The sequence below is a fragment of the Streptomyces sp. SudanB182_2057 genome (assembly GCF_964272715.1).
In the GTDB taxonomy this organism is placed as follows: Bacteria; Actinomycetota; Actinomycetes; order Streptomycetales; family Streptomycetaceae; genus Streptomyces; species Streptomyces rubradiris.
Map to the genome: position 1 here is coordinate 1,016,969 of NZ_OZ186798.1, position 24,079 is coordinate 1,041,047.

The 24,079-nt window shown below is 74.1% G+C and carries 21 protein-coding genes; 8 read left to right on the forward strand and 13 right to left on the reverse strand.

Going from position 1 to position 24,079, the window contains the following annotated elements; genetic code table 11:
- Positions 1 to 69: 69 nt before the first annotated feature.
- The 4 genes from ACSURM_RS04055 (at position 70) to ACSURM_RS04070 (ending at position 3,973) form a co-directional block, all read left to right on the forward strand.
- Positions 70 to 711, forward strand: coding sequence for a PAS domain-containing protein (locus tag ACSURM_RS04055; protein ID WP_436953534.1), 642 nt, complete (start codon positions 70 to 72; stop codon positions 709 to 711).
- Between the two features lie 102 nt (positions 712 to 813).
- Positions 814 to 1,308, forward strand: a complete 495-nt coding sequence (locus tag ACSURM_RS04060; protein ID WP_436953536.1) for an FBP domain-containing protein — start codon at positions 814 to 816, stop codon at positions 1,306 to 1,308.
- A gap of 93 nt (positions 1,309 to 1,401) precedes the next feature.
- Entirely contained in the window at positions 1,402 to 2,652 is a 1,251-nt protein-coding gene (locus ACSURM_RS04065; RefSeq protein WP_436953538.1) for an FUSC family protein, read from the forward strand.
- A gap of 103 nt (positions 2,653 to 2,755) precedes the next feature.
- Positions 2,756 to 3,973, forward strand: a complete 1,218-nt coding sequence (locus ACSURM_RS04070; RefSeq protein ID WP_436953540.1) for a lactonase family protein — start codon at positions 2,756 to 2,758, stop codon at positions 3,971 to 3,973.
- On the opposite strand, the gene ACSURM_RS04075 is transcribed toward ACSURM_RS04070, so the two are convergent.
- Together ACSURM_RS04075 and ACSURM_RS04080 are read right to left on the reverse strand one after the other, a co-directional pair.
- Complete coding sequence (locus ACSURM_RS04075; RefSeq protein ID WP_436953542.1) at positions 3,941 to 4,666, reverse strand: DUF2470 domain-containing protein; 726 nt, start codon at positions 4,664 to 4,666, stop codon at positions 3,941 to 3,943. The two genes, ACSURM_RS04070 and ACSURM_RS04075, sit on opposite strands and share 33 nt — an antisense overlap.
- Positions 4,667 to 4,756: 90 nt before the next feature.
- Complete coding sequence (locus tag ACSURM_RS04080) at positions 4,757 to 5,365, reverse strand: TetR/AcrR family transcriptional regulator (RefSeq protein ID WP_436953544.1); 609 nt, start codon at positions 5,363 to 5,365, stop codon at positions 4,757 to 4,759.
- Positions 5,366 to 5,482: 117 nt separating this feature from the next.
- Here ACSURM_RS04080 and ACSURM_RS04085 point away from each other — a divergent pair, with 117 nt between their 5' ends.
- Positions 5,483 to 7,054, forward strand: coding sequence for a cytochrome P450 (locus tag ACSURM_RS04085; RefSeq protein WP_436953545.1), 1,572 nt, complete (start codon positions 5,483 to 5,485; stop codon positions 7,052 to 7,054).
- Here the strand turns inward: ACSURM_RS04085 and ACSURM_RS04090 are convergent.
- The 11 genes from ACSURM_RS04090 to ACSURM_RS04140 form a co-directional block, all read right to left on the reverse strand.
- Positions 7,016 to 7,864 (reverse strand): pentapeptide repeat-containing protein, encoded by an 849-nt coding sequence (locus ACSURM_RS04090; protein WP_436953547.1) that lies wholly within the window; start codon positions 7,862 to 7,864, stop codon positions 7,016 to 7,018. The genes ACSURM_RS04085 and ACSURM_RS04090 overlap by 39 nt on opposite strands.
- 10 nt (positions 7,865 to 7,874) lie before the next feature.
- Positions 7,875 to 9,119: a glycosyltransferase gene (locus ACSURM_RS04095; RefSeq protein WP_436953549.1), complete on the reverse strand. Its 1,245-nt coding sequence runs from the start codon at positions 9,117 to 9,119 to the stop codon at positions 7,875 to 7,877.
- Positions 9,116 to 9,916: a MerR family transcriptional regulator gene (locus ACSURM_RS04100; protein WP_436960922.1), complete on the reverse strand. Its 801-nt coding sequence runs from the start codon at positions 9,914 to 9,916 to the stop codon at positions 9,116 to 9,118. The genes ACSURM_RS04095 and ACSURM_RS04100 overlap by 4 nt, the downstream gene beginning before the upstream one ends.
- A gap of 73 nt (positions 9,917 to 9,989) precedes the next feature.
- The gene (locus ACSURM_RS04105) at positions 9,990 to 11,288 is read right to left on the reverse strand and encodes an alpha/beta fold hydrolase (RefSeq protein WP_436953551.1); all 1,299 of its coding nucleotides are present in this window, start codon (positions 11,286 to 11,288) and stop codon (positions 9,990 to 9,992) included.
- Between the two features lie 98 nt (positions 11,289 to 11,386).
- Positions 11,387 to 12,406 (reverse strand): LacI family DNA-binding transcriptional regulator, encoded by a 1,020-nt coding sequence (locus tag ACSURM_RS04110; protein WP_436953553.1) that lies wholly within the window; start codon positions 12,404 to 12,406, stop codon positions 11,387 to 11,389.
- A gap of 54 nt (positions 12,407 to 12,460) precedes the next feature.
- Complete coding sequence (locus ACSURM_RS04115) at positions 12,461 to 13,798, reverse strand: BNR repeat-containing protein (RefSeq protein ID WP_436953555.1); 1,338 nt, start codon at positions 13,796 to 13,798, stop codon at positions 12,461 to 12,463.
- 17 nt (positions 13,799 to 13,815) lie between these two features.
- Entirely contained in the window at positions 13,816 to 14,136 is a 321-nt protein-coding gene (locus tag ACSURM_RS04120) for an L-rhamnose mutarotase (protein WP_436953557.1), read from the reverse strand.
- Between the two features lie 17 nt (positions 14,137 to 14,153).
- Positions 14,154 to 15,233 carry a rhamnose ABC transporter substrate-binding protein gene (gene rhaS, locus ACSURM_RS04125; protein WP_436953559.1) on the reverse strand — a complete coding sequence of 360 codons (1,080 nt, stop codon included), beginning with the start codon at positions 15,231 to 15,233 and terminating at the stop codon, positions 14,154 to 14,156.
- A 29-nt stretch (positions 15,234 to 15,262) separates the two neighbouring features.
- Positions 15,263 to 16,228 (reverse strand): ABC transporter permease, encoded by a 966-nt coding sequence (locus tag ACSURM_RS04130; RefSeq protein ID WP_436953561.1) that lies wholly within the window; start codon positions 16,226 to 16,228, stop codon positions 15,263 to 15,265.
- A 209-nt stretch (positions 16,229 to 16,437) separates the two neighbouring features.
- A complete protein-coding gene (locus ACSURM_RS04135) occupies positions 16,438 to 17,508 on the reverse strand; it encodes an ABC transporter permease (RefSeq protein WP_436953563.1) in 1,071 nt (356 codons plus the stop codon).
- Positions 17,505 to 19,022: a sugar ABC transporter ATP-binding protein gene (locus ACSURM_RS04140; protein ID WP_436953565.1), complete on the reverse strand. Its 1,518-nt coding sequence runs from the start codon at positions 19,020 to 19,022 to the stop codon at positions 17,505 to 17,507. The genes ACSURM_RS04135 and ACSURM_RS04140 overlap by 4 nt, the downstream gene beginning before the upstream one ends.
- A 273-nt stretch (positions 19,023 to 19,295) precedes the next feature.
- Between ACSURM_RS04140 and rhaI the strand changes: the two genes are divergently transcribed.
- The 3 genes from rhaI to ACSURM_RS04155 all read left to right on the forward strand — a co-directional run bounded on the left by rhaI (position 19,296) and on the right by ACSURM_RS04155 (position 24,064).
- A complete protein-coding gene (gene rhaI / locus ACSURM_RS04145; RefSeq protein WP_436953567.1) occupies positions 19,296 to 20,456 on the forward strand; it encodes an L-rhamnose isomerase in 1,161 nt (386 codons plus the stop codon).
- A gap of 108 nt (positions 20,457 to 20,564) precedes the next feature.
- Entirely contained in the window at positions 20,565 to 22,604 is a 2,040-nt protein-coding gene (locus ACSURM_RS04150; protein ID WP_436953569.1) for a bifunctional aldolase/short-chain dehydrogenase, read from the forward strand.
- Positions 22,601 to 24,064 carry a rhamnulokinase gene (locus tag ACSURM_RS04155; RefSeq protein ID WP_436953571.1) on the forward strand — a complete coding sequence of 488 codons (1,464 nt, stop codon included), beginning with the start codon at positions 22,601 to 22,603 and terminating at the stop codon, positions 24,062 to 24,064. The genes ACSURM_RS04150 and ACSURM_RS04155 overlap by 4 nt, the downstream gene beginning before the upstream one ends.
- The last annotated feature ends 15 nt before the right edge of the window (positions 24,065 to 24,079 follow it).

The following is a 24,079-nucleotide window of genomic DNA, read 5'->3' on the forward strand; positions in this document are numbered from 1 at the left end:
GCCCCCGAGTTGCCGCTGACCTGCCTTTTCCTCTTTGATGGGCGGGCGGCCGGCGGACCGGGAGGTGCGATGGAGGCGGGACGGGCCGACGCGGTGACCTGGCGCAACCGCGCGCTGCTGGTGTTCGACCGGGTGTCGGTGCCGGTGGCGGTGTGCGATGTGTACGGCCAGGTGGTGCTGGCGAATCCGGCGATGGCCACGGAGTGCGGCACCACCCCGGGGCGGCTGCGCGGCCGGCAGGTGCTGGAGCTGTTCCGGCCGCAGGAGGCCGGCCAGGTGGAGCGGATCGCCGAGGCGCTGCGGCTGCGGCACCGCTCCCGCTACCAGGTGTCGGTGTGCTGGCGGGCGCCCGGCGGGGCGGAGCGGTACGGGGAGCTGACCGCGGATCCGGTGAGCGACAGCGCGCAGGAGACTCCGGCGCTGCTGGTGATGTTGCGGGTGCTGGGCGAGCGCGCCGCGCCCGGGCCCGGACCGGCGCCCACCACGGAGGTGGAGCGGCAGGTGCTGGCGCTGCTGGCCGGCGGGGCCACCACCGCCCGCGCCGCCCGTGAGCTGGGGCTCAGCAGGGACGGCGTCACCTATCACCTGCGGCGGCTGTCGGCGCGCTGGGGTGCCGCCAACCGTACCGAACTGGTCGCCCGCGCCTACGCCTTGGGCGTGCTGCTGCCCGGGGTCTGGCCCCCGAGGGCGCGGCCCGAGGAGTCCGATTAGCCCTGCCGGAAAACCGTTGGCCCACTCCTCGGGGGCTAAATACAATAGTTGCACGCCTAGGAACCATAGGCAGCGTGCCGTCGTATCCGGAAGGACCCCCCCATGAAGCCGCTCACCGAGCAGGACATCCGCGCCTCCTTCGTCAACTGCTCCAAGGGCGAGGCCAAGCGTCTGGCCGTGCCGCGTGATCTCGGGGACCGCCCTTGGGAGGATCTGGACTTCCTCGGCTGGCGCGATCCCGGCGCGCCCGACCGCAGCTATCTGGTCACCGAGCGCGACGGCCGCCTCACCGGTGTGACCCTGCGCTATCCGGCCTCGCAGCGCGGCTTCCTGCACCGCAGCCTGTGCTCGGTGTGCCTGACCACGCACCCCGGCGGCGGGGTGTCGCTGATGACCGCGCGGAAGGCGGGCACGGCCGGCCGGGAGGGGAACTCGGTCGGGCTGTACATGTGCACCGACCTGGCGTGTTCGCTGTACGTGCGGGGCAGGAAGGCGCCGGAGTCCGGGGTGCGGTTCGAGGAGAGCCTGACCCTGGAGGAACAGATCGCCCGGACCAGGGACAATCTCTTCGCCTTCCTGGACAAGCTGTACACCTGAGAGCCGCCCGGCCCGCGCCGTGGCGGGCGTGGCCGGAAACAGCCCGCGAACGGCCAGGTTCGACCTGCCCGAGGAACGGGAACAGGCCAAAGGATGATCAACGTACGGAAGTGGACCTCGGGACTGCGGCGGGTGCTGAGGCGTCGCCGGGAGCCGGCGGTCGTCCAGACGCTGCGGTCGGCCGGGGCCGCGTCGGTCGCCTATGTCATCGCGCTCCGGCTGAGCCCGGAGCCGGCCCCGCTCACCGCGCCGCTGACCGCGCTGCTGGTCGTCCAGGTGACGTTCTACGCCACGCTGACCAACGGCATCCGCCGGGTGAACTCGGTGGTCGCCGGTGTGCTGGTCGCCATCGCGTTCAGTGTGCTGGTGGGCCTGACCTGGTGGAGCCTGGCGCTGCTCATCGTCGCCGCGCTGGCCGTGGGCCGGCTGGTACGGGTGGACGAGTACACGGCCGAGGTGGCGATCAGCGCCATGCTGGTGCTCGGCGCCACGGTCGGGTACACCGCGTGGGCCCGGATCGTGGAGACGCTGATCGGCGCGGCCGTCGGCACCGCCTGCAACCTGCTGCTGCCACCGCCCGTGTGGGTGGACGAGGCGGGCCGGTCCATCGAGGGCCTGGCCCGGCGGGTGCGGCAGCTGATGCTGCGGATGGGCGAGGAGGCCGCGGGCCGGGTCCCCTGGCAGCGGGCGGCCGAGCGGCTGCACGAGGCGCGCCGGCTGGACCACGACATCACGGGGGTGGACGCGGCGCTGCGGCAGGCGGAGGACAGCCTGCGACTCAATCCGCGGGTGAAGGAGGGGCTGCTGCACCGGGTGGTGCTGCGCACCGGCCTGGACACGCTGGAGATCTGCACGGTGGTGCTGCGGGTGCTGGCCCGCTCCTTCACCGACCTGGCGAAGGCCCGCGGCTCGCAGGACCTGTTCCCGGCCCGGGTGGGGGCGACCGTGGAGCAGCTGCTGTCGGAGATCGCCGACGCGGTGGTCAGCTTCGCGGTGCTGGTGACCACGGACCTGAGCCAGGACGCCGAGTCGGCCGAGGCCCGGCTGTCGGCCGAGCTGCACACGGCGGCCGGCACCCGGGACCGGCTGGCGGAGCAGCTCCGGGAGGAGATCGCCGAGAACTGGACGGACTGGCAGCTGCTGGGCGCGGTGCTGACCGAGACGACCAGGATCATCGACGAGCTGAACACCGAGCACCGCACCCGACGGCTGCTGGAGGAGCTGGACCGGGTCTCCCGCGAGCACCGGACCAAGCTGCCCCGGCTGGCCCGGCTGCGCGACTGGCTCGGCGTCCAGGAGGAGCTGTGGCGCAATCGCGCGGGTTTCGGCAACCGTTCCCGGTGAGGTGCGCCGGGGCCGCCCGGGCGCGGCACGGGTTGCCCCTGGCGGCGGGTGCGGGCCAAGGTGTCCTGTCAGGAGCGGGCCGGCCGACGACCTGAGGTGGGGCATGGAGACGCAGTCAGGGACTTCCGCGCGCAGCCGGGAGCGCGGCGGCGGGTGGACCAGGCGCCGGTTCGTCGGGGCGGTGGCCGGCACGGCGACGGTCACCGCGTGCACGGCCCGGGTGGCCCCGTCGGCGGACGGGGCGGCGACGCGCGGGGCGCCGGAACCGGCCGCGCCGCCCCGGGGAGCGTCGCGGCCGCGCCCGCTGTACGTGGGCACCTACACCTCGGTGGCGGGCGGCGGCACCGGCATCGGCATCGCGTCGTACGACCCCCGGTCGGGCCGGATCACCGGGGAGGGCACACTCACCGGGGTGGCCGACCCGTCGTATCTGGCCGTGCACCCGGACGGGCGGACGCTGTACGCGGTGGCCGAGCGGCAGGACGGCGCGGTGACGGCCGTACGCCTGGCCGACCGACGGGTCCTCGGCACCCGGAGCACCGGCGGCGCGGGTCCCTGCCACCTGTCGGTGCATCCCACCGGCCGCTGGCTGCTGAGCGCCGACTACGGCTCGGGGAGCGTCTCGGTGCACCCGATCGACGCCTCCGGGGCCCTGGGCGAGCGCACCGGCCGGGTCACGCACACCTCGCCGCCGCCCGGGCCCGGTCAACAGGGGCCGCACGCGCACCAGTTCGTCACCAGTCCCGACGGACGGCACGTGCTCGCCGTGGACCTGGGCACCGACACCGTCTACACCTACCGCCTGGATCCGGTGCGGGGCACGCTCGCGGAGACGGCCCGGGCGCACACCCGGCCCGGCGCGGGCCCGCGCCATCTGACCTTCCATCCCGGCGGCCGGTACGCCTATCTGGCCAACGAGGTGGACGACACGGTGGCCGTGTGCGCCTACGACCCGCGCTCCGGGCGGCTGAGCGTCGGCGCGCCGCAGCCGACGGGCTCGGACGGTGGCACCAACTATCCGGCGCAGCTCCTGGTGACGGCGAACGGCCGGTTCGCGTTCCTGGCCAACCGGGGCCACGACAGCATCGCCCGGTACGCCGTGGAGTCCGCCGGGGCCCGGCTGCGGCTGCTGGGGACGGTGCCGGTGGGCGGGGACTTCCCGCGGCAGATCGCGTTCTCCCCGGACGGCCGGCTGCTGTTCGCGGCGAACCAGCGCTCCGGCACGGTCACCGTCTTCCACGTCGACGCGGGCAGCGGGCGGCTGAGCCCGGCCGGCGAGCCGTTCGCGTCACCCGTCGCCGTCTGCGCGCTGCCGCTGTAGCGCCCGGGGGCAGCCCGCGGCGGCGGCCTGGGCCAGCAGGGCGTGCACCCGCTCGGTGAGCTGGGGCAGGTCGTCGGCGGGCGCGTGGAAGGGCAGCCGTACGTCACCGTGGGCGCGGGTGCGTTCGATGCGCAGGGTCAGTCCGTGCCGGTCGACGGCGAGCGGCACCACCCGGGTCGCGGCGTGCAGGCTCTCCGGCCGCACCAGACGGCTGAGCCGCTCGACGGCGTCCGGGTGGGCGTCGGCGAGATGGGTGAGCAGGCGGGCCTCGGCCTCGGCGAGGGGGTCGGGCCGGGCGGCGGTGAACTCGTCGAGGTCGACGACGACGGGCCCGGAGGCCTGCCGGAGTACCACGCGGGTGGGGCGGAAGAGCAGGGCGCCCTCGGACGGCTCCAGCCGGCCGGAGAGGTAGAGCCGGGCCCGGACGCGGTTGCGCACCGGTACGGGGGCGACGTCGGCGAACTCCAGCAGGGCGGAGGGTTCCTGGCGCGGGGCGCACAGGGACGCGGCGAACAGGCCGCTGTCGTCGGGCACGGTCAGCCGCACCCGGCCGTCCTCGGTCACGGTGTGCGCTCCGGCGTACTCCTCGCGCACGCCGTCCGCGGTCACCGCGCACGACCACGCGACGGACAGCACCGTGCGTGCCCGTTCCGCCGCGCCGGGGGCGGCCGTCCAGTCCTGCGTGTCACCCATCCGAGACCTCCTTAGGTAAGCCTTGCCTAACCTATCGGAGTTCGAGGCGCGCGCCAACCGCGCCGCACCGGCGGACGGAGTCGTTCCGGGTTACGCGAGGACACCCAGCAGCGCGCGGGCACACAGGTCGCGCACCCGCTCGCGACCCAACTCCCCCGCCCCGCCGAGCCATTCCAGACACACGGCGGTGGTGAAGGCGAGCCAGCCGCGCACCGCCAGGCACACCTCGGGAGCGCTCCCGACGACCGGCCCGAACTCGGGGTCGGCGGCGAACGCGGCCAGGATCTGCCGCTCCTGCGCGGCCAGCGCCCGCCGGTAGACGCGGCGCACGGCGGGGTCACCGGCCGCGGCGGCGCGATGGAAGGCGCGGAAGCCGTGCGCGTGGGCCTCGACATAGCCGAGGTAGGCGTCGAGCCCGGCGGTCAGCTGCTCGCGCACCGGCACCCCGGGCACGGCCGCCGTCATCCGCAGCATCCGCTCGCTCTCGCGCTCCACGACCGCGGCGAAGAACTCCCGCTTGGTGGGGAAGTAGTGATACAGCAGCCCCCGCGACACCCCGGCGATCTCGGCGACCCGCTCCACCCACACGTTGTCGTAGGCGCTTTCGGAGAACAGCTTCGCGCCGACCGACAGCAACTGCTCACGGCGCTCTTCGGTACTGAGCCGGCGCCGGGCGCGCTCCCCCTCGTTCGCGGGCATGCCGTCACTCTACTTGACGCCGAATCTAATACGGCACCACACTGAAACGCGTTATTGAACCCACGTCCAACACGCGGGGGCGGCGTCAACCATCCGCTGGATCAAGGGGGATCACGCATGGCGGAGACGACGAAGACCAAGGGGAACCGGCCGCCGAAGGGCTTCCGGAGCGCTGAGCGGGGCTGGCCGGAACTGCATCGCATACCGCACCCGCGGCACCGGCTGCCGCTGCTCGGCGATGTGCTCGGCGTGGACCGGCAGCGCCCGCTCCAGGACTCCCTGCGCCACGCCCGGGAGCTGGGCCCGATCTTCCGGCGCCGGGCCTTCGGCAACGAGTTCGTGCTGGTGTGGGGGTCACGGCTGGTCGCCGACCTCGCCGACGAGTCACGGTTCGCCAAACACGTCGGGCTGGGCGTCGCCAACCTGCGGCCGGTGGCCGGGGACGGCCTGTTCACCGCCTACAACCACGAGCCCAACTGGCAACTGGCGCACGACGTCCTGGCGCCCGGGTTCAGCCGGGAGGCCATGGAGGGCTACCACGGCATGATGCTGTCCGTGGCGGGCCGGCTCACCGACCACTGGGACCGGCGGCTGGCGGCCGGGCACACGGTGGACGTGCCCGGCGACATGACCCGGCTGACCCTGGAGACCATCGCGCGGACCGGCTTCGGGCACGACTTCGGCTCCTTCGAACGCGACCGGCCGCACCCGTTCGTCACCGCGATGGTCGGCACCCTCGGCTACGCCCAGCGCCTCAACACCGTCCCCGTTCAGCTGGCCCCGCTGCTGCTGCGCACCGCGGCCCGGCGCAACGCGGCCGACATGGCCTACCTGAACCGCACGGTGGACGAACTCGTGGCGGCCCGGCGCCGGTCCGGGGACGGCGAGGGGGACCTGCTGGACCGCATGCTGGCCACCGCGCACCCGGAGACCGGGGAGCGGCTGTCCCCGCAGAACGTCCGCAAGCAGGTCATCACGTTCCTGGTGGCGGGCCACGAGACCACCTCGGGCGCGCTCTCCTTCGCCCTGTACTACCTCGCCCGGCACCCGGAGATCGCCGCCCGGGCCCGGGCCGAGGTGGACCGCGTCTGGGGCGACACCCCGCGGCCCCGCTACGACCAGGTCGCCCGGCTGCGCTACGTACGCCGGGTGCTGGACGAGTCGCTCAGGCTGTGGCCGACCGCGCCCGCCTTCGCCCGCGAGGCCCGCCAGGACACGGTCCTGGCCGGGGAGCATCCGATGCGCCGGGGCGCGTGGGCCCTGGTGCTGACGCCGATGCTGCACCGCGCGCCGGAGGTGTGGGGCCCGGACCCCGAGCGGTTCGACCCGGACCGCTTCACCCCGGCCGCCGTACGCGCCCGTCCGCCGCACACCTTCAAGCCGTTCGGCACCGGGGCCCGGGCCTGCATCGGCCGGCAGTTCGCCCTGCACGAGGCGGTCCTGGTCCTCGGCCTGCTGCTGCGCCGCTACGAGCTGCGCACCGACCCCGGCTACCGCCTGACCGTCACCGAACGCCTGACCCTCATGCCGGAGGGGCTGCGGCTACGCCTGGAACGACGACGCCGGCACCCCGAAGAGGCGCGGCCCACGGCCCCGTTGGACCAGGGCGAACCCGCCGCCGCCCGGCGGCAGGAACCGGCGGCGCCCCGTTCAGCGAGCCGCTGTCCAGTGCGCGGGGCGGGTGACTGACGCCGGCAGCCGCGTACCGGCGCCGCCCCGCGCGGCGTTCACCTGCGGCTGGGTGAGGAAGAAGGCCCCGGTCAGGTCCGCGTCGGTGAGATCGGCGTCCCGCAGGTCCGCGCCGATCAGGTCCGCCTCGCGCAGGTCGGCCCCGGTGAGGTCGGCGGCGATGAGGTAGGCACCGCGCAGGCTCGCCCCGCGCAGATCGGCGCCCCTGAGCCGGGCGCCGATCAGGTCCGCGCCCCGCCGGTCCTTGCCCTTCGCCTTCCCCTTGCCCTTGCCTGTGGCCCCGGCCCGGACCAGCTCGCTGGTGCGCAGCAGGAGCACGTTGACCTCCTGCCGGTGCGCGGCCACGTCCAGCGCGGCCAGCTCCTCGGGGCCCTGCCGGGAGAGCCGCTCGGTGTGCTCCAGGGCCGTGCGCAGCTCGGGGTGGACGGGCGCGGCGGCGGGCAGTCCCAGCGCCTCCGTCAGGTACCACAGCAGCTCGTGCAGCTGCCGGACGACCGGGAACACGTCGAACACGCGGCGCGCGTGCTCCTTCGGTCCGCCGCGCCAGTCCCGTCCGCCGAAGGTGACCTGGGACACCTTCTGCCCGGCGCCGAAGCAGTCGTAGACCGTGCAGCCGGTGAAGCCCCGCTGCCGCAGGCGGGCGTGGATGCCGCAGCGGTGGTCGTCCCGGAGGTTCGAGCAGGGGGTGCCCGCGGGCTTGTTCACCGCGAAGTCGGCGGAGCGGGCGAAGGGCAGGGCGACGCAGCACAGTCCGAAGCACTGTGCGCAGTCGCCCCGCAGGTCGGCGGGGTCGGTCGTCTTCTCCGGCATGGGGACCAGCCTACTGACCTGCGAAAGCTCCCGGTCCGTCGCACCGCCCGGCCACCCGCCCGACGGCCGCCCGCACCCGGTCCGCGCCGTCCTCAAGGGCCATCTGCCGGGCGGCCCGTGCGGCGGCGGCCGCGTACGTCCGCCGGCCCGTCACCTCGGTGAGCGCCGCGGCGAGCCGTTCCGCGGTGAGGCCGCGCAGCGGGACCGGGGCCGCGGCGGCGCCGAGCGCGGCGAGCCTGGCGGCCCAGAACGGCTGGTCAGCCGCGGCGGGTACGGCGACCGAGGGGACGGCGGCGCGCAGCGCGGCGGCGGTGGTGCCCGCCCCGGCGTGGTGGACGACGGCGGCCAGCCTCGGGAACAGCAGGGCGTGCGGCACCTCACCGACGGTGAGCAGGTCGTCCCCGTCGGCGGCGAGCCCGGCCGCGCCCGACTGCAGGATGCCGCGCAGCCCCGCCCGGCGCAGCGCCGCCACGGCGATCTCGCTCAGCCGCTCGCCCTGCCCGGCGGCCATGCTGCCGAAGCCGACGAGGACCGGCCGGGGTCCGGCCCGCAGGAAGTCCTCCAGCGCGGCGGGCAGCCGTTCGCCGGGGTCCACGTGGGGCCAGAAGGTGCCGGCGACCTCCAGCCCGGGCCGCCAGTCGGCGGGCCGGGGGACGAGGGCCGTGCTGAAGCCGTGCAGCACCGGCCAGTGCGCCCGTTCCCGGCGGCGGCGCATCGCGGTGGCGGTGAGCGGGGGCAGCCCGAGCCGGCGGCGCAGCTCGGCGACCGCCGGTGCGTAGATCCGGTCGGTCATGCGCAGCGCGAACCGGCCGGCCGCCCGGTTGCCGGCCCGGCCCAGCGACCGGGCGCCCGTGACCACGGGCGGGAAGTCACCGGTGGGCGCGGTCGGCTGGAGATACAGGCCGAGGCTGGGCAGGCCGGTGGCCTCGGCGAGATGCCAGCCGAGCGGGGCGGTGGTGGCCGACAGCAGGAGCAGCTCGGTGTCGTCGGTGACCGCGTCGGCGAACCCCCGGCCGAGTTCCGTGACGAAGGCGGCGGCCGTGCGCATGAGGTCCCGCCGGCTCCCGGCCCCGCCGTGCGCGCGCGGGTCGGCGGTCAGCGGCCGGAATCCCAGCCCGGCACCGCGGGCGAGGCCGGCGAAGCCGTCGGTGGCGGCCAGCGTCACCTGGTGCCCGGCGCGGGCCAGCGCGGCGCCCACGCCGGTGTAGGGGGCGACGTCCCCGCGCGATCCGGCCGTGGCGATCAGGATTCTCATGGCTGCTCCTCGGGATCCGGCCCCGCGGCTTCGCGGCGGGCGGCGTTGGCGTGGATCGCCTTGCTCACGTACGCGGCGAGGCCGGGCCGTTGCTGTGACGGCGGGACGAGGAGGGCGAAGGCGCGCGGGTCGGCGGCCAGGTCGTCGGCGACGCGCCGGTGGGTGTCCGGCGGGCAGGGGGTGAACCATCGGGTCAGATGGCGGCGGTGTTCCTCGGCGAGGTCCATGGCCCGCTCGCCGTCGGCGGGTTCGCCGGCGTCGAAGGCGGCGAGCAGGCCGGTCCGCCAGGCGGCGGCCTCGGCCATCAGCCGCCGCCAGTCCTCCTTGCCGTGGCCGGCCGCCCGTGCCATCGCCTCCCGGTAGGCGGCCGAGTCCCGCCACTTCAGCTGTGCCTCGGTGGCGTAGCTGAGGTCGAAGGAGATCTCGCCGAAGACCTCGAAGCGCTCCTCGGGGCTGAGCGCTACCCCGGTGCGCTGCACTTCGATGGCCTGTTCGGCCACCTCCGCGAGGCGTTCGAGCCGGGCGATCTCCTCGCGCAGTCGGCGCTGGCGTTCCCTCAGATGACCGAGCGCGTCGGCGTGCGGGTCGCGCAGGATGACGGCGATCTCGTCGAGCGGGAAGCCCAGTTCCCGGTAGAAGAGGATCTGCTGGAGCCGGGCCAGGTCGGCGTCGCCGTAGCGGCGGTAGCCGGCGGGGCTGCGCTCGCCGGGCGAGAGCAGCCCCGTCCTGTCGTAGTGGTGCAGCGTCCGCACGGTCACCCCGGCGAACGCCGCGACCTGGCCCACCGAGTAGCCCATGTGCCCGCCCTTTCGTCCGGTCACAGGCTGCGGCCTGACGTAGGGGGAGGGTCAAGCCGGGGCGGGCCGTCCGTCATGCCTCGTCGCGGACCAGGGACAGCAGCCGGTCCAGGACCCGGGGTGCCGTGCGCAGGCCGTCGTGCTCGTACTCGTTGGTGACCCAGGGGCGCAGGCCGCGGATGGCGGCGGCGGTCTGAAGGGAGTGGGTGGCGTCCACGAACATGTCGTCGTGGTAGACGGCCGCGGCGACGGGCACCTCGTTGGCGGCGAGGCGGGCCGGGTCGTACAGCGGGCGCCAGTCGGTGCGGGCGGCGAGCAGTTCGGCGGTCTCGCGCAGGGGCCGCAGGGCGGGGTCGGTCTCGAACATCCAGGGGTGGACGGTCTCGCCGGTGAAGAGCACCGGGCCGTCCCCGGCGAGGGCCTTGGCCGCGTCGAACCGCGGGAACTCGGCGCGGACGCGTTCGGCGGCCCAGGCCGTGGGGCGGGCGTCCTGGCCGTAGATCGACTCGTGGACGAGGGCGTAGAGCGGGTGGCCGGCGTACGACAGCAGGGCCTGCGCCTGTTCCTGGAAGGCGTCGGACAGCTCGTGGCCGGCGGGGGTGCGCACGAAGGCGTCCTCCAGCAGGAGGTGCAGCCGGTGGCTGCCGTCGCTCGTGCCGAGCATCAGGCCGAGGGACTGGAAGGCCTCCACGGTGAAGCGGTAGCCGTTCGGCAGGACCACGTCGTGGGTGAGGAGGTGGTCGGCGATCCGGCGGGCCCGCCGCACGTCCTCGGGGTAGCGGTCGTAGTGGGCGGCGACCTTGCGCTCGATGCGCGGGTAGGCGGCCCGGTAGACGTCGTCGGCGTGGGCGTGCAGGGAGGGCAGGCCGCCGGTGATCAGCGCGGTGTGCACGCCCTCGGGGGCGAGGGAGAGGTACGACACCGTGCAGAAGCCGCCGTAGCTCTGGCCGAGCACGGTCCACGGGGCGCCGCCGGTGAGGCGGGGGCGGATGGCCTCGCAGTCGCGGACGATGGAGTCGGCGCGGAAGTGGGTGAGGTAGTCGGTCTGGGCGGCAGGGCCGCCGCGCAGCGGGAGCGTCTGCCGCGTGGCGGGGGTGGAGCGGCCGGTGCCGCGCTGGTCGAGCAGCAGGACGCGGTACTCCTCCAGGGCCCGGTCGAGCCAGGACTGACGTCCGACGAAACGATTCGCCCCGAAGCCGGGCCCACCCGTGAGGTACACCAGCCAGGGCAGGTCCTGCCCGGCCTTGCCGCTCGCCACCGCCTCGCGGGCGTACAGCTCGATGGTCTCGCCCCCGGGGTCGGCGTGGTCGAGGGGCACGGTGAAGCGGTGGTCGGTGAGGACGACGCCGGGCTGGCGGTAGCTGTGGCTCAACGGGTCTCCCGGGACGGGCGGTACGGACGCCTCCCAGTTCAGCACATCGGCGCGCGCGGGCCGCACCCCGGGACCGCGGTGCGGCGCCGGACCGGAGGTCAGCGCGCGACCAGGCTGGAGCGGCGCACCACCAGCTCCGGCTGGAGCACCACCCGGCGGTGCTCGTGGGCCCGCTCGCCCCGCTCGGTCTCCTCCAGCAGCAGTTCGGCGGCGAGGGCGCCCAGGGTGACGGCGGGCTGGCGTACGGAGGTGAGCGGGACGGCCGCCGCGGCGGCGAACTCGATGTCGTCGTAGCCGACGATCGCCAGGTCGTCGGGGACGGTGACGCCCGCCGCGTACATGGCCTGGAGCAACCCGAGGGCGAGCAGGTCGTTGGCGCAGAAGACGGCGGTGGGGCGGTCGGCGAGGCCGAGCAGCCGGGCGCCCGCGTCCCGGCCCGCGGCCACGTCGAGGCGTTCGGTGGGCAGTTCGCGCAGCGCCTCGGGCCCGAGCCCGGCCTCGGCCAGCGCGGACAGCGCGCCGGTGCGCCGGTCGCGGACCTGGTTGAGGCCGGGCGGGCCGCTGACGTAGGCGAGGGAGCGGTGCCCGGCGTCCACCAGGTGGCGCACCGCGAGCGCGCCGCCCGCGACGTCGTCCACCGACACCGAGCACTCGGTGGTGCCCTCGGCGACCCGGTCGACCAGCACGAACGGGATGCCGTGCCGGCGGAAGGCGGCGATGTTGCGGCCGGTGGCGTCGGCCGGGGTGAGCAGCACGCCCCGCACCCGCTGTTCGGCGAAGAGCGAGAGGTACTCGGCCTCCTCGGCCGCGTCCTGGGCGCTGTTGCACACCATCACGCCCAACCCGGCGGCCCGGGCGGCCCGTTCGGCGCCGCGGGCGACGTCCACGAAGAACGGGTTGCCCATGTCGAGCACGAGCAGCCCCATGATCCGGCTGCGGCCCGCCCGTAGCTGGCGCGCGGACTCGCTGCGGACGTAACCGAGCCGGTCGATCGCGGACAGCACCCGGGCCCGGGTCTCGCTCGCCACGGTGTCCGGGCGGTTGATGACGTTGGACACCGTGCCCACCGACACTCCGGCGGCGCGGGCGACATCCTTGATACCCACCGACTGGGCCATCGGGTTTCGGACCTCCAGAGGACGGGATGCGGCGGGACGAGCCTCACATTACCGTCACGCCGGCAGGACGAAGTCGGCCACGTACAGCGGTGAGGGCGTCGTACCGGCGGACTTCTCCTGGTACATGAACGACAGGACGCCGTCCGCCGCGATCCGGGTCTCGTCCACCACCACCTCGCCGAACGCGTTCAGCCCGGCGCCGTCGAACAGCAGCGTCCAGTCGGTGTGCCCACTGGCCGCCGACGCGGCGGCGATCCGGCCGCGGGGCAGCACGGCGTAGGCGTTGTCGTGGCGGTCCAGGACCAGCCTGGTGCGCTGGCTGGAGCGGAGCGGGACGGGGATCTCGGTCTTCCGCCAGGTGCCGGCGGCCGTCTTGCGCAGATGGTGGGCGCGGGCGTGGGCGGTGCGGGCCGAGGCGTAGCCGCCGGGCCGCGGGCCGAGGCGGACGGGGAGGTGGCTGACGACCCCGTGCGGCCGGCCGGCCGAGTCGGTGCACTGGCTCTCCTGGTTCATCAGGCAGTGGTTTGGGCCCAGCGGGTCGACGACCAGGCCGGCGTCGGTGACGCGGACCCGGTCCGGCCCGCCGGTGGTGCCCACCACCTCGCCCGCGTCGTCGCGCCAGGTCCGGCCGCGGTCGTCGGACGTGACGTAGCCGGTGTCGTGGTTGGTCAGTCCGCCGCCGTCGGCGAGGACGGCCGGGTCCCGCTCCCGCCAGGTGAACAGGGCGTGCAGCCGGCCGCGCCGGTCGTAGTCGAGGCCGTGCAGGTACATGCTGCGGGCGGTGCTGGAGCCGTGCGCGCTGGTGTACGTGCCGGTGGCGCCGGACCACTCCCCCAGCGCGGTCCACCGGGAACCGTCGTACTCCGCGAGGGCGTTGCGGCCGTCGCCGGAGACGCCGGCCCGGTAGGACAGCTGGAGCCGGCCCTCGGGGGTGGTGAGGAACTGCGGGTAGGTGAACCGTTCGGTGAGCGGCAGGCCGTCCAGGGTGGTCTGTACGGGCCCGAAGGCGGACGGGCCCCAGGCGGTGCCGGAGGGGTCGTCCAGGAGTCCGGCGACGGACTTGACGTAGTGGAAGCCGTCGCTGTGGGAGTCGAGGTTCAGGTGCAGGCGGCCGTCCACCGGGGAGACGCCCATGCAGATGACGTTGTGGGAGTCGTCGGCCTTCAGCCGGTGGGGCAGGACGACGGCCGACCAGGCGGCGGTGCCGAGCGCGCGGCGGGCCACGACCGCCTCGCGGCTCGCCGTGTACCAGACGGCGTACTGGTGACCGCCGTGGGTCAGCAGGCCGTGTTTCTGGAAGGAGTTGGTGTTGACCAGGCCGTCGTAGGAGACGAAGTACAGGGCGCGGGCGTCCAGTCGGGTGCGGGCCGGCCCGGTCGGCAGGGGTCTCATCCGCGTGGCTCCCGGGTTCAGTCGAGGTGGAACACTTCGGTGAGCGGTCGCATGGCCTCGTCGGGCCGGGCGTCGTCCAGGGATTCGAAGAAGGGTGCCATCTCCCGCTGCCAGCGGGCGTTGACCTCGGTGGCGGCCATGGCGGCCTGGGCGGCGGCGAAGTCCTCGGTCTCCAGGTAGCCGACGAGCAGGCCGTCCTCGCGCAGGAACAGCGAGTAGTTGTGCCAGCCGGTCGCCTTCAGGGCGTCGAGCATCTCCGGCCAGACGGCCGCGTGCCGCGCCCGGTACTCCGCGAGCCGGTCCGCCCTGACCTTCAGCAGGAAGCACACGCGCCGCATGAACAGTCCCCGTTCTCTCAGAAGTGGTACCGGTCGATGGTGCGGGCGTCGAACACGGTCGGCTCGCCGAGGTCGATCACGCCGTTCTCGCCGAGGGTGTACGTCGTCCCGCCGGACCGGAAGGTCTCGCCCCGCCTGCCGCTGATCTGCCCGGAGGCCAGCGCGACGGCGGTGCGGGCCGCGAGCGCGCCGAGCCTGGCCGGGTCCCACAGCGCGAAGGCCTCGACGGTGCCGTTCTTGACGTACCGGCGCAGGTCGTCCGGGGTGCCGAGGCCGGTCAGCCGGACCTTGCCCTTGTACTTGGACCCGGACAGGTACTGGGCGGCGGCCTTGATGCCGACGGTGGTCGGGGAGATGATCCCCTTCAGGTCCGGGTGTTCCTGGAGCAGGCCCTGGGTCTGCTGGAAGGACTGCTGGGCGTCGTCGTTGCCGTAGGCGATGCCGACGAGCCGGATGTCCTTGTACTTCGGGTCCTTCAGCTCGTCCTTCATATGGCCGATCCAGGTGTTCTGGTTGGTCGCGGTCTGCGCGGCGGACAGGATCGCGATCTCGCCCTTGTAGCCGATCTGCCGGGCGAGCAGCCGCACTTGGGTACGGCCCAGGTCCTCGGCACCGGCCGGTGACACGAAGGCGTTGCGGCAGCCGGGGGTGGTGTCGGAGTCGTAGGTGACGACCTTGATGCCGCCCCGCATGGCCTGCCGCAGCGCGGTGCACAGGGCGCCGGGGTCCTGCGCGGACACGGCGATGGCGTCCACCCGCTGCTGGGTGAGGGTGTTGACGTAACTCACCTGCCCGGAGGTGTCGGTGGCGCTGCCCGGACCCGCCTCCTTGTAGTGCGAGCCGAGTTCGGCGAGGGCCCGCTCGCCGCCCTTGCCGGCGGTACTGAAGTAGGGGTTGTTGACCTGCTTGGGCAGGAAGCCGACGGTCAGATCCTTCTTGGTCGCGGCGTCCGGGTCGGCCGGGCCGGCGGGGGCGGGGGCGGCGTAGTCCGCCTTGACGTCGTCCTTGGTGGTGCCGCCGCAGGCGGTGAGGGCGAGGGCGAGACCGGTGCCGGCGGCGAGCAGCACGCGGGCGCGGCGCGGGGAGGGGTGCGGCATCGTAGGTGTCCTTCGTCCGGAGGGAGGATCTAGGCAGACCGTCGCGCCACGGCGACCTGCCGGGCCGCCCGGGGCCCGAGCACGGACACCACGAGCAGCACACCGGTCACCACGGTCTGCGACTGGGCCGAGACGTTCAGCAGGCTCAGCACGTTCTGCAGCGCGCCCAGCAGGAAGACCCCGGCGAGGGCGCCGCCGATCGTGCCCCGGCCCCCGGCGAAGTCGATCCCGCCGAGCAACACGGCGGCCACGACGGACAGTTCGAGGCCGGTGGCGTTGTCGTAGCGGGCGCTGGCGTAGTGCAGGACCCAGAACACCCCGGTGAGCGCGGACATGAACCCGGTGGCGACGAACAGCGCGAGCTTGGTCCGCCCGACCCGGATGCCGGCGAACCGCGCCGCCTCCTCCCCGGCCCCGATCGCGTACAGCGAGCGGCCGAACGGGGTGGCGTGCAGCACCACCGCGGCGAGGACGAGCAGCGCCAGGAAGAGGGGGAAGGCGCGCGGCAGGAAGGAGTCGCCGATGCGGCCGGCCGCGAAGTCCAGGTATTCCGGCGGGAAGTCGGTCACCGTGTCGGAGCCCAGCACGATCTGCGCGATCCCCCGGTACGCGGCGAGCGTGCCGATGGTGACCGCGAGCGAGGGCAGCCCGAGCCGGGTCACCAGCAGGCCGTTGACCAGCCCGCACACCACGCCCAGCAGCAGGCACAGCGGGATGATCGTCTCGATGGCCAGGCCCTCGTTCCACAGCCGGCCCAGCACCGCGCCGGACAGGCCCGCGGTGGACGCCACGGACAGGTCGACGTCACCGGAGACCACCAGGAGCGTCATCGGCAGGGCGATCAGCGCGATGGGGAGCGTGTTGCCGAGCAGGAACGACAGGTTGAGCGCGTTGCCGAAGCCGTCGACGGTGCCGAACGACAGCAGCGACAGCACGATCAGCAGCGCGCCGACGACCGTGTCCCAGCGGATCGCGCGGGTGAGCGGCTCAGGCACGGGTGACCTCCTTCGCGGCTTCGGGCATCCGCGTTCCTTCGCGCGGCCCGGGCACCGGCGCTCCCTTCCGTGACCTACGCACCGGCGTTCCCTTCCGTGACCTGCGCACCGGCGTTCCCGTTCGTGACCTGCGCACCGGCGTTCCCGTTCGTGGCCCACGCACCGGCGTCGCCCTCCGCGGCTCGAGGGCCGGCGTCGCCCTCCGTGACTCACGCACCGGCGTTCCCCTTCGCCATGGCGGTCCTCCTCGGGCCCGGACCCTTCTTCAGGGCGGCGGCCACCCGCAGCGCGACGACCCGGTCCACGGCGATGGCGAGCAGCAGCAGGACGCCGTCGATGGCGAGCACCCACACGGAGCTGACGCCGAGCGCGGGCAGCACGCTGTTGACGGAGGTGAGCAGCAGGGCGCCGAGCGCGGCGCCGTACACGCTGCCGGACCCGCCGGTGAAGGCGACGCCGCCGACCACCACCGCGCTGACCACGGTGAGTTCGTAGCCGCTGCCGGTGCCGGAGTCGACGTTGCCGAACCGCGCCAGGTACAGCGCTCCGGCCAGTCCGGCGAGGGCGCCGCAGCACGTGTAGGCGGCCAGGATGCGGCGGCGCACGGGGATGCCGGCCAGCCGGGCCGCCTCGGGGCCGGAGCCGAGCGCGTACAGTTCCCGGCCGCCGGTGTAGTGCTTGAGGTAGTACGCCGTCGCCACGAGCACCGCCAGCGCGATCAGCGCGAGCCAGGGCACCGCGAGGATGCCGCCGGATCCGAAGTCGGCGAAGCCGGCGGGCAGATCGGCGGCGGTGATCTGGCGGGCGCCCACCCAGAGGGAGTCGGCGCCCCGCACGATGTAGAGGGTGCCGAGGGTGACGACGAGGGCCGGGACCTGGCCGAGGCTGACGAGCAGGCCGTTGAGCAGCCCGCAGCCGACGCCGAGCAGGACCGCGAGGAGCACCGCGACGACCGCGTTCCCGCCCCCGTGCAGCCAGGTGCCGGCGGCGAAGGCGCTGATCCCGAGCGTGGAGCCGACGGACAGGTCGACGTTGCGGGTGAGGACGACCAGCGACTGTCCGGTGGCCACCAGCACCAGGACGGCCGCGTTCAGCAGCAGGTCCTTCACGCCCTGCTCGGACAGGAACCGGCTGTTGCCCGCCTGGGTGACCGCGATCATCACCAGGAAGACGGCGAGGACGGCGAGTTCGCGCATCCTGAGGACGCGCTCCAGGAGCCGGGCGCCGCCGGAGGGGGGTGTCCCGGCGGCGGAGGGCTCGTCCGTGGTGGTCACCGTCATGCGGCGGCCTTCCCGGTGGCGGCGGCCAGCACGGTCTCCTCGGTGGCGGCGGCGCGCGGGAGGTCGGCGGTGATCCGGCCCTCGTGCATCACCAGGACCCGGTCGGCCATGCCGAGGATCTCCGGCAGATCGGAGGAGATCATCAGGACGGCCACCCCGTCGGCGGCCAACTCCCCCAGGATCCGGTGCACTTCGGCCTTGGTGCCGACGTCGATGCCCCGGGTCGGCTCGTCCACGACGAGTACCCTCGGGGCGGTGGCGAGCCACTTGGCGAGGACGACCTTCTGCTGGTTGCCGCCGGACAGGGTGGAGACGGCGTCCGCGATCCGGGCGTACTTCACCTGGAGCCGCACCGCCCAGTCCAGGGACCGGCGGCGTTCGGCGCGCCGGTGCACCAGTCCGGCCCGGGCGGTCGTGCGCAGGCCGGTCAGGCCGATGTTCCGTTCGACGGACAGGTCCATCACCAGGCCCTGGGCCCGCCGGTCCTCGGGGACGAGGGCCAGTCCGGCGGCCATCGCGGCCGACGGCGCGCCGTTGGGAAGCGGCCGGCCGGCGACCTCGACCTCGCCCGCGTCCCGGCGGTCGACGCCGAACACGGCCCGGGCGACCTCGGTGCGGCCGGCCCCCACCAGCCCGGCGAGGCCGACGATCTCGCCGCGCCGCACGTCGAAGGAGACGTCGGTGAAGACGCCCTCGCGGGTCAGCCGGCGCACGCTGAGGGCGACGTCGCCGACGGGGACGTGCCGCTTCGGGTACAGCTCGGCCAGGTCACGGCCGACCATGCGGCGGATCAGGTCGTCCTCGGTCATTCCCGCGAGGGGTTCGGTGGCGATCCGGGCGCCGTCGCGCAGGGTGGTCACCTTCTGGCAGATCTCGAGGATCTCCTGAAGCCGGTGGGAGACGAACAGCACCGCGGCGCCCTGCTCGCGCAGGCCGCGCACGATGCCGAAGAGCCGGGCGGCCTCGCTGCCGGTGAGGGCGGCGGTCGGCTCGTCCATGATCAGGACCCGGGCGTCGAAGGAGAGCGCCTTGGCGATCTCCACCAACTGCTGGTCGGCGATGGACAGTCCGCGGGCGGGCCGCTCGGGGGCGAGACCGACGCCGAGCCGCCGCATCAGCGCGGCCGTCGCCTCGCGGGTGGCCCTGTGGTCGATCCGGCCGAGGGCGCGGGTGGGTCCGCGGCCCAGGAAGATGTTCTCGGCGACCGACAGGTCCGGGAACAGGGTGGGTTCCTGGTGGATGACGGCGATACCGGCGGCACGGGCGTCGCCGGGGCCGTGGAGGACGACGGGTTCGCCGTCCAGCAGTACGTGTCCGGCGTCCGGGCGGTGCACCCCGGCGAGGGTCTTGATCAGCGTCGACTTGCCCGCGCCGTTCTCGCCGGCCAGGGCGTGCGCCTCACCGGGCAGCAGCTCCAGGGAGACGTCCCGCAGGGCGCGTACGGCGCCGAAGGACTTGGAGACGCCCTTCAGCGCGAGCACCGGGACCGGCCCCGGGCCGGGCGGGTGGGTCATGGGGGCTCCTCTACGACACCGGCGCGGGGCCGCTGGGACGCCCACGATGCCATGAAAGGTTTCAAGTGGATTGCCGGGACCGTAGGCACCGTGACCGCGTCACGTCAATGGGCCCGGATCGAAAAACTTTCGAGCACCGAGGGATGTGGCACAGTCGGGGCGGTCGGCGCGGCCGGAGCGCTTGACACCCCTGGTGGCGGCCCCTAGCTTGCCGTTCTGAATCGTTTCATACGCTCGGTCCGTCGTCCGCCCGACATCCACAGGAGCCCTGAAGTGACCGACCTCGCCGCGGTGAAGGCCGCGCTCAAGACCCAGGCCGTCGAGACGCCGTCGTGGGCGTACGGGAACTCGGGCACCCGGTTCAAGGTGTTCACGCAGGCCGGGGTGCCGCGCTCGCCGTGGGAGAAGCTCCAGGACGCGGCGCGGGTGCACGCGTTCACCGGGGTCGCGCCGTCGGTCGCCCTGCACATCCCCTGGGACACCGTGGAGGACTACGCGGCGCTCGCGAAGTACGCCGAGGAGCGGGGGGTGCGGCTGGGCACGGTCAACTCCAACACCTTCCAGGACGACGCCTACAAGCTGGGCAGCATCTGTCATCCGGACGCGGCGGTACGGCGCAAGGCCGTGGACCACCTGCTGCGCTGCGTCGACATCATGGACGCCACCGGGTCCCGCGACCTGAAGCTGTGGTTCGCGGACGGCACCAACTACCCCGGGCAGGACGATGTGCGCGCCCGCCAGGACCGGCTGGCCGAGGGCCTGGCCGAGGTGTACGCGCGGCTCGGCGGCGAACAGCGGATGCTGCTGGAGTACAAGCTCTTCGAGCCGGCGTTCTACACCACGGACGTGCCGGACTGGGGAACCGCCTACGCCCACTGCCTCGGACTCGGCGACCGGGCGCGGGTGGTGGTGGACACCGGGCACCACGCGCCGGGCACCAACATCGAGTTCATCGTCGCCACGCTGCTGCGGGCGGACAAGCTCGGCGGGTTCGACTTCAACTCGCGGTTCTACGCCGACGACGACCTGATGGCGGGGGCGGCGGATCCCTTCCAGTTGTTCCGGATCATGTACGAGGTGGTGCGCGGCGGCGGGTTCACCTCCGAGGTCGCGTTCATGCTCGACCAGTGCCACAACATCGAGCCGAAGATCCCGGCGATCATCCGCTCCGTGATGAACGTCCAGGAGGCCACGGCCAAGGCGCTGTTGGTCGACAGGGACGCGTTGGCGAAGGCGCAGGCCGCGGGGGACGTGCTGGGGGCCAACGCCGTGCTGATGGACGCCTACGACACGGATGTGCGGCCGTTGCTCCGTGAGGTCCGGGAGGAGATGGGGGTGGACCCCGATCCGATGGCCGCGTACGCCCGGTCCGGGTGGGCCGAGAAGATCGTCGCCGAGCGGATCGGCGGGGAGCAGGCGGGCTGGGGAGCGTGAGCGTCTGCCCCTGGAGCGCCGTCGCGGGGTGCGGGTCCGTCGTGGCTTGTCGCACAGTTCCCCGCGCCCCTTCGAACCCTCCCCTCCTTAGGAAAGGAACCCGTACTCATGACCACCCACCCCTCAGTCGCCGCTCTTCTCTCCCGCTCCCACCGCCTCGGCTCCGACCCCCGCAACACCAACTACGCCGGCGGGAACGCCTCCGCGAAGGGCACCGCCACCGACCCCGTGACCGGGGGTGATGTGGAGCTGATGTGGGTCAAGGGGTCCGGGGGCGACCTCGGCACGCTCACCGAGGCCGGGCTGGCCGTGCTGCGGCTGGACCGGGTGCGGGCCCTGACCGGGGTGTACCCCGGGGTGGAGCGCGAGGACGAGATGGTCGAAGCCTTCGACTACTGCCTGCACGGCAAGGGCGGGGCCGCACCCTCCATCGACACCGCCATGCACGCCCTGGTCGACGCCCCGCACGTGGACCATCTGCACCCGGACTCCGGTATCGCGCTCGCCTGCGCGGCCGACGGGGAGAAGCTGACCGCCGAGTGCTTCGGGGACCGCGTGGTGTGGGTGCCGTGGCGGCGGCCCGGGTTCCAACTCGGGCTGGACATCGCCGCGATCAAGCGGGACAACCCGCGGGCCGTCGGCTGCGTCCTCGGCGGGCACGGCATCACCGCCTGGGGCGAGACGTCCGAGGAGTGCGAGCGCAACTCGCTGTACATCATCCGCACCGCCGAGGCGTTCCTCGCCGAGCGGGGCAGGGCGGAGCCGTTCGGGCCGGTCGTCGCCGGGTACGAGGCGCTGCCCGGGGCGGAGCGGCGGGAGCGGGCCGCCGCGCTCGCACCGTACGTCCGGGGCCTGGCGTCACAGGACCGGCCGCAGGTGGGGCACTTCGACGACTCCGACGTGGTCCTGGACTTCCTGGCCCGCGCCGGGCACCCCCGGCTGGCCGCCCTCGGCACCTCCTGCCCGGACCACTTCCTGCGCACCAAGGTACGGCCGCTCGTGCTGGACCTGCCGCCGGCCGCCCCGCTCGGGGACGCCGTCGCCCGGCTGAAGGAGCTGCACGCGGCCTACCGGGAGGAGTACGCCGCCTACTACCGGCGGCACGCCCGGCCCGACTCCCCCGCCATGCGCGGCGCCGACCCGGCCATCGTGCTGATCCCGGGTGTCGGCATGTTCAGCTTCGGCAAGGACAAGCAGACCGCCCGGGTGGCCGGCGAGTTCTACGTCAACGCGATCAACGTGATGCGGGGCGCCGAGGCGGTCTCGTCGTACGCGCCGATCGAGGAGGCGGAGAAGTTCCGCATCGAGTACTGGGCGCTGGAGGAGGCCAAGCTCCGGCGGATGCCCGCGCCCAAGCCGCTCGCCACGCGTGTCGCGCTGGTGACGGGGGCGGGCAGCGGGATCGGCAGGGCCGTCGCGCACCGGCTGGTCGCGGAGGGGGCGTGTGTCGTCGTCGCCGACCTGAACGCCGAGGGCGCGGCGCGGGTCGCCGAGGAGCTGGGCGGGCCGGACAAGGCCGTCGCCGTCACCGTGGACGTCACCTCCGAGGAGCAGATCACCGCCGCGTTCCGGTCGGCGGTGCTCGCCTTCGGCGGGGTCGACCTGGTCGTCAACAACGCCGGGATCTCCGTGTCCAAGCCGCTGCTGGAGACCACCGCCCGGGACTGGGACCTCCAGCACGACATCATGGCCCGCGGCTCGTTCCTGGTGTCCCGGGAGGCGGCCCGGGTGATGACGGCGCAGGGGCTGGGCGGCGACCTCGTGTACATCGTGTCGAAGAACGGCGTCTTCGCCGGGCCGAACAACATCGCCTACTCCGCCACCAAGGCCGACCAGGCCCACCAAGTGCGGCTGCTGGCGGCCGAGTTGGGTGAGCACGGCATCCGGGTGAACGGGGTCAACCCGGACGGTGTGGTGCGCGGCTCCGGCATCTTCGCCGGGGGCTGGGGGGCTCAGCGGGCCGCGGTGTACGGGGTGCCGGAGGAGAAGCTGGGCGAGTTCTACGCGCGGCGCACCCTGCTCAAGCGCGAGGTGCTGCCCGAGCACGTGGCGAACGCGGTGTTCGCGCTGACCGGCGGGGACCTCACGCACACCACCGGGCTGCACATCCCGGTCGACGCGGGTGTGGCGGCCGCGTTCCTGCGATGAGCGCGGGCGTGAAGGCGTACGCGGCCGTCGACCTGGGCGCGTCCAGCGGGCGGGTCATGGTGGGCCGGGTGGGCCCGGACTCGGTGGAGCTGACCGAGGCACACCGGTTCCCGAACCGGCCCCTGCGGCTCCCGGAGGGGCTGCGCTGGGACATTCTCGCGCTCTACGGCGGTGTCCTGGACGGGCTGCGGGCGGCGGGCGTTCGCGGCGGTGGCCGGCTCGCCTCGGTCGGCATCGACAGCTGGGCGGTCGACTACGGCCTGCTGGACGGCGCGGGGGCGCTGCTCGGCAACCCGGTCCACTATCGCGACGCGCGCACCGAGGGGGTCGCGGAGAAGGTGTGGGCGACCGTGCCGGCGGCGGAGCTGTACGCGGCGACCGGCATCCAGTACGCGCCGTTCAACACGCTGTACCAGCTCACGGCGGACCGCTCGACCGCCCGGTTCGCGCTCGCGGCACGGGTGTTGCTCGTCCCGGACCTGCTGACGTACTGGCTCACCGGCGAGCAGGGCACCGAGCTGACCAACGCCTCCACCACCCAGCTCGTCGACCCCCGGACCCGGACCTGGGCGCACGGGGTCGCCGGCCGGCTGGGCATCGACCTCGCCCTGTTCGCGCCGCTGCGGCAGCCGGGCGATCCGGCCGGGTCGCTGCGGCCCGAGGTGCTGGCGGAGACCGGGCTGCGCGGCCCGGTGCCGGTGACGGCGGTCGGCTCGCACGACACCGCGTCGGCGGTGGTGGCGGTCCCGGCGACGGCGGAGCGGTTCGCCTACATCTGCACCGGCACCTGGTCCCTGGCCGGCCTGGAGCTGACCGCGCCGGTGCTGACCGAGGAGAGCCGGGCGGCGAACTTCACCAACGAGCTGGGGCTGGACGGCACGGTCCGCTATCTGCGCAACATCATGGGGCTGTGGCTGCTCCAGGAGTGCGTACGGGCCTGGGGGGAGCCGGACCTGGGGCTGCTGCTGCGGCAGGCGGCGGCCGTGCCGACGCTGCGTTCGGTGGTGGACGCCGGGGACGCGGCGTTCCTCGCGCCGGGCCGGATGCCGGAGCGGATCGCCGGGGCGTGCCGGGCGTCGGGGCAGCCGGTGCCGGTGTCCCCGGCCGAGGTGACCCGGTGCATCCTGGACTCGCTGGCCCTCGCCCACCGGCGGGCCGTGCTGGACGCGGCCCGGCTGGCCGACCATCCGGTGGACGTGGTGTACCTCGTCGGCGGCGGCACCCGCAACGCGCTGCTGTGCCAGCTGACGGCCGACGCCTGCGGGCTGCCGGTCGTCGCGGGCGCGACCGAGGCGGCGGCCCTGGGCAATGTGCTGGTGCAGGCCCGCGCGCACGGACTCCCCGGCGATCTGCCCGCGCTGCGCCGGCTGCTCACCCGTACCCAGCCGCTCACCCGGTACACGCCCCGGGGGGACACCGGCCGGTGGCGGGCGGCCGAGGCGCGGCTCGCCGCGCGGTGAGCCGCGCTCTCCCCA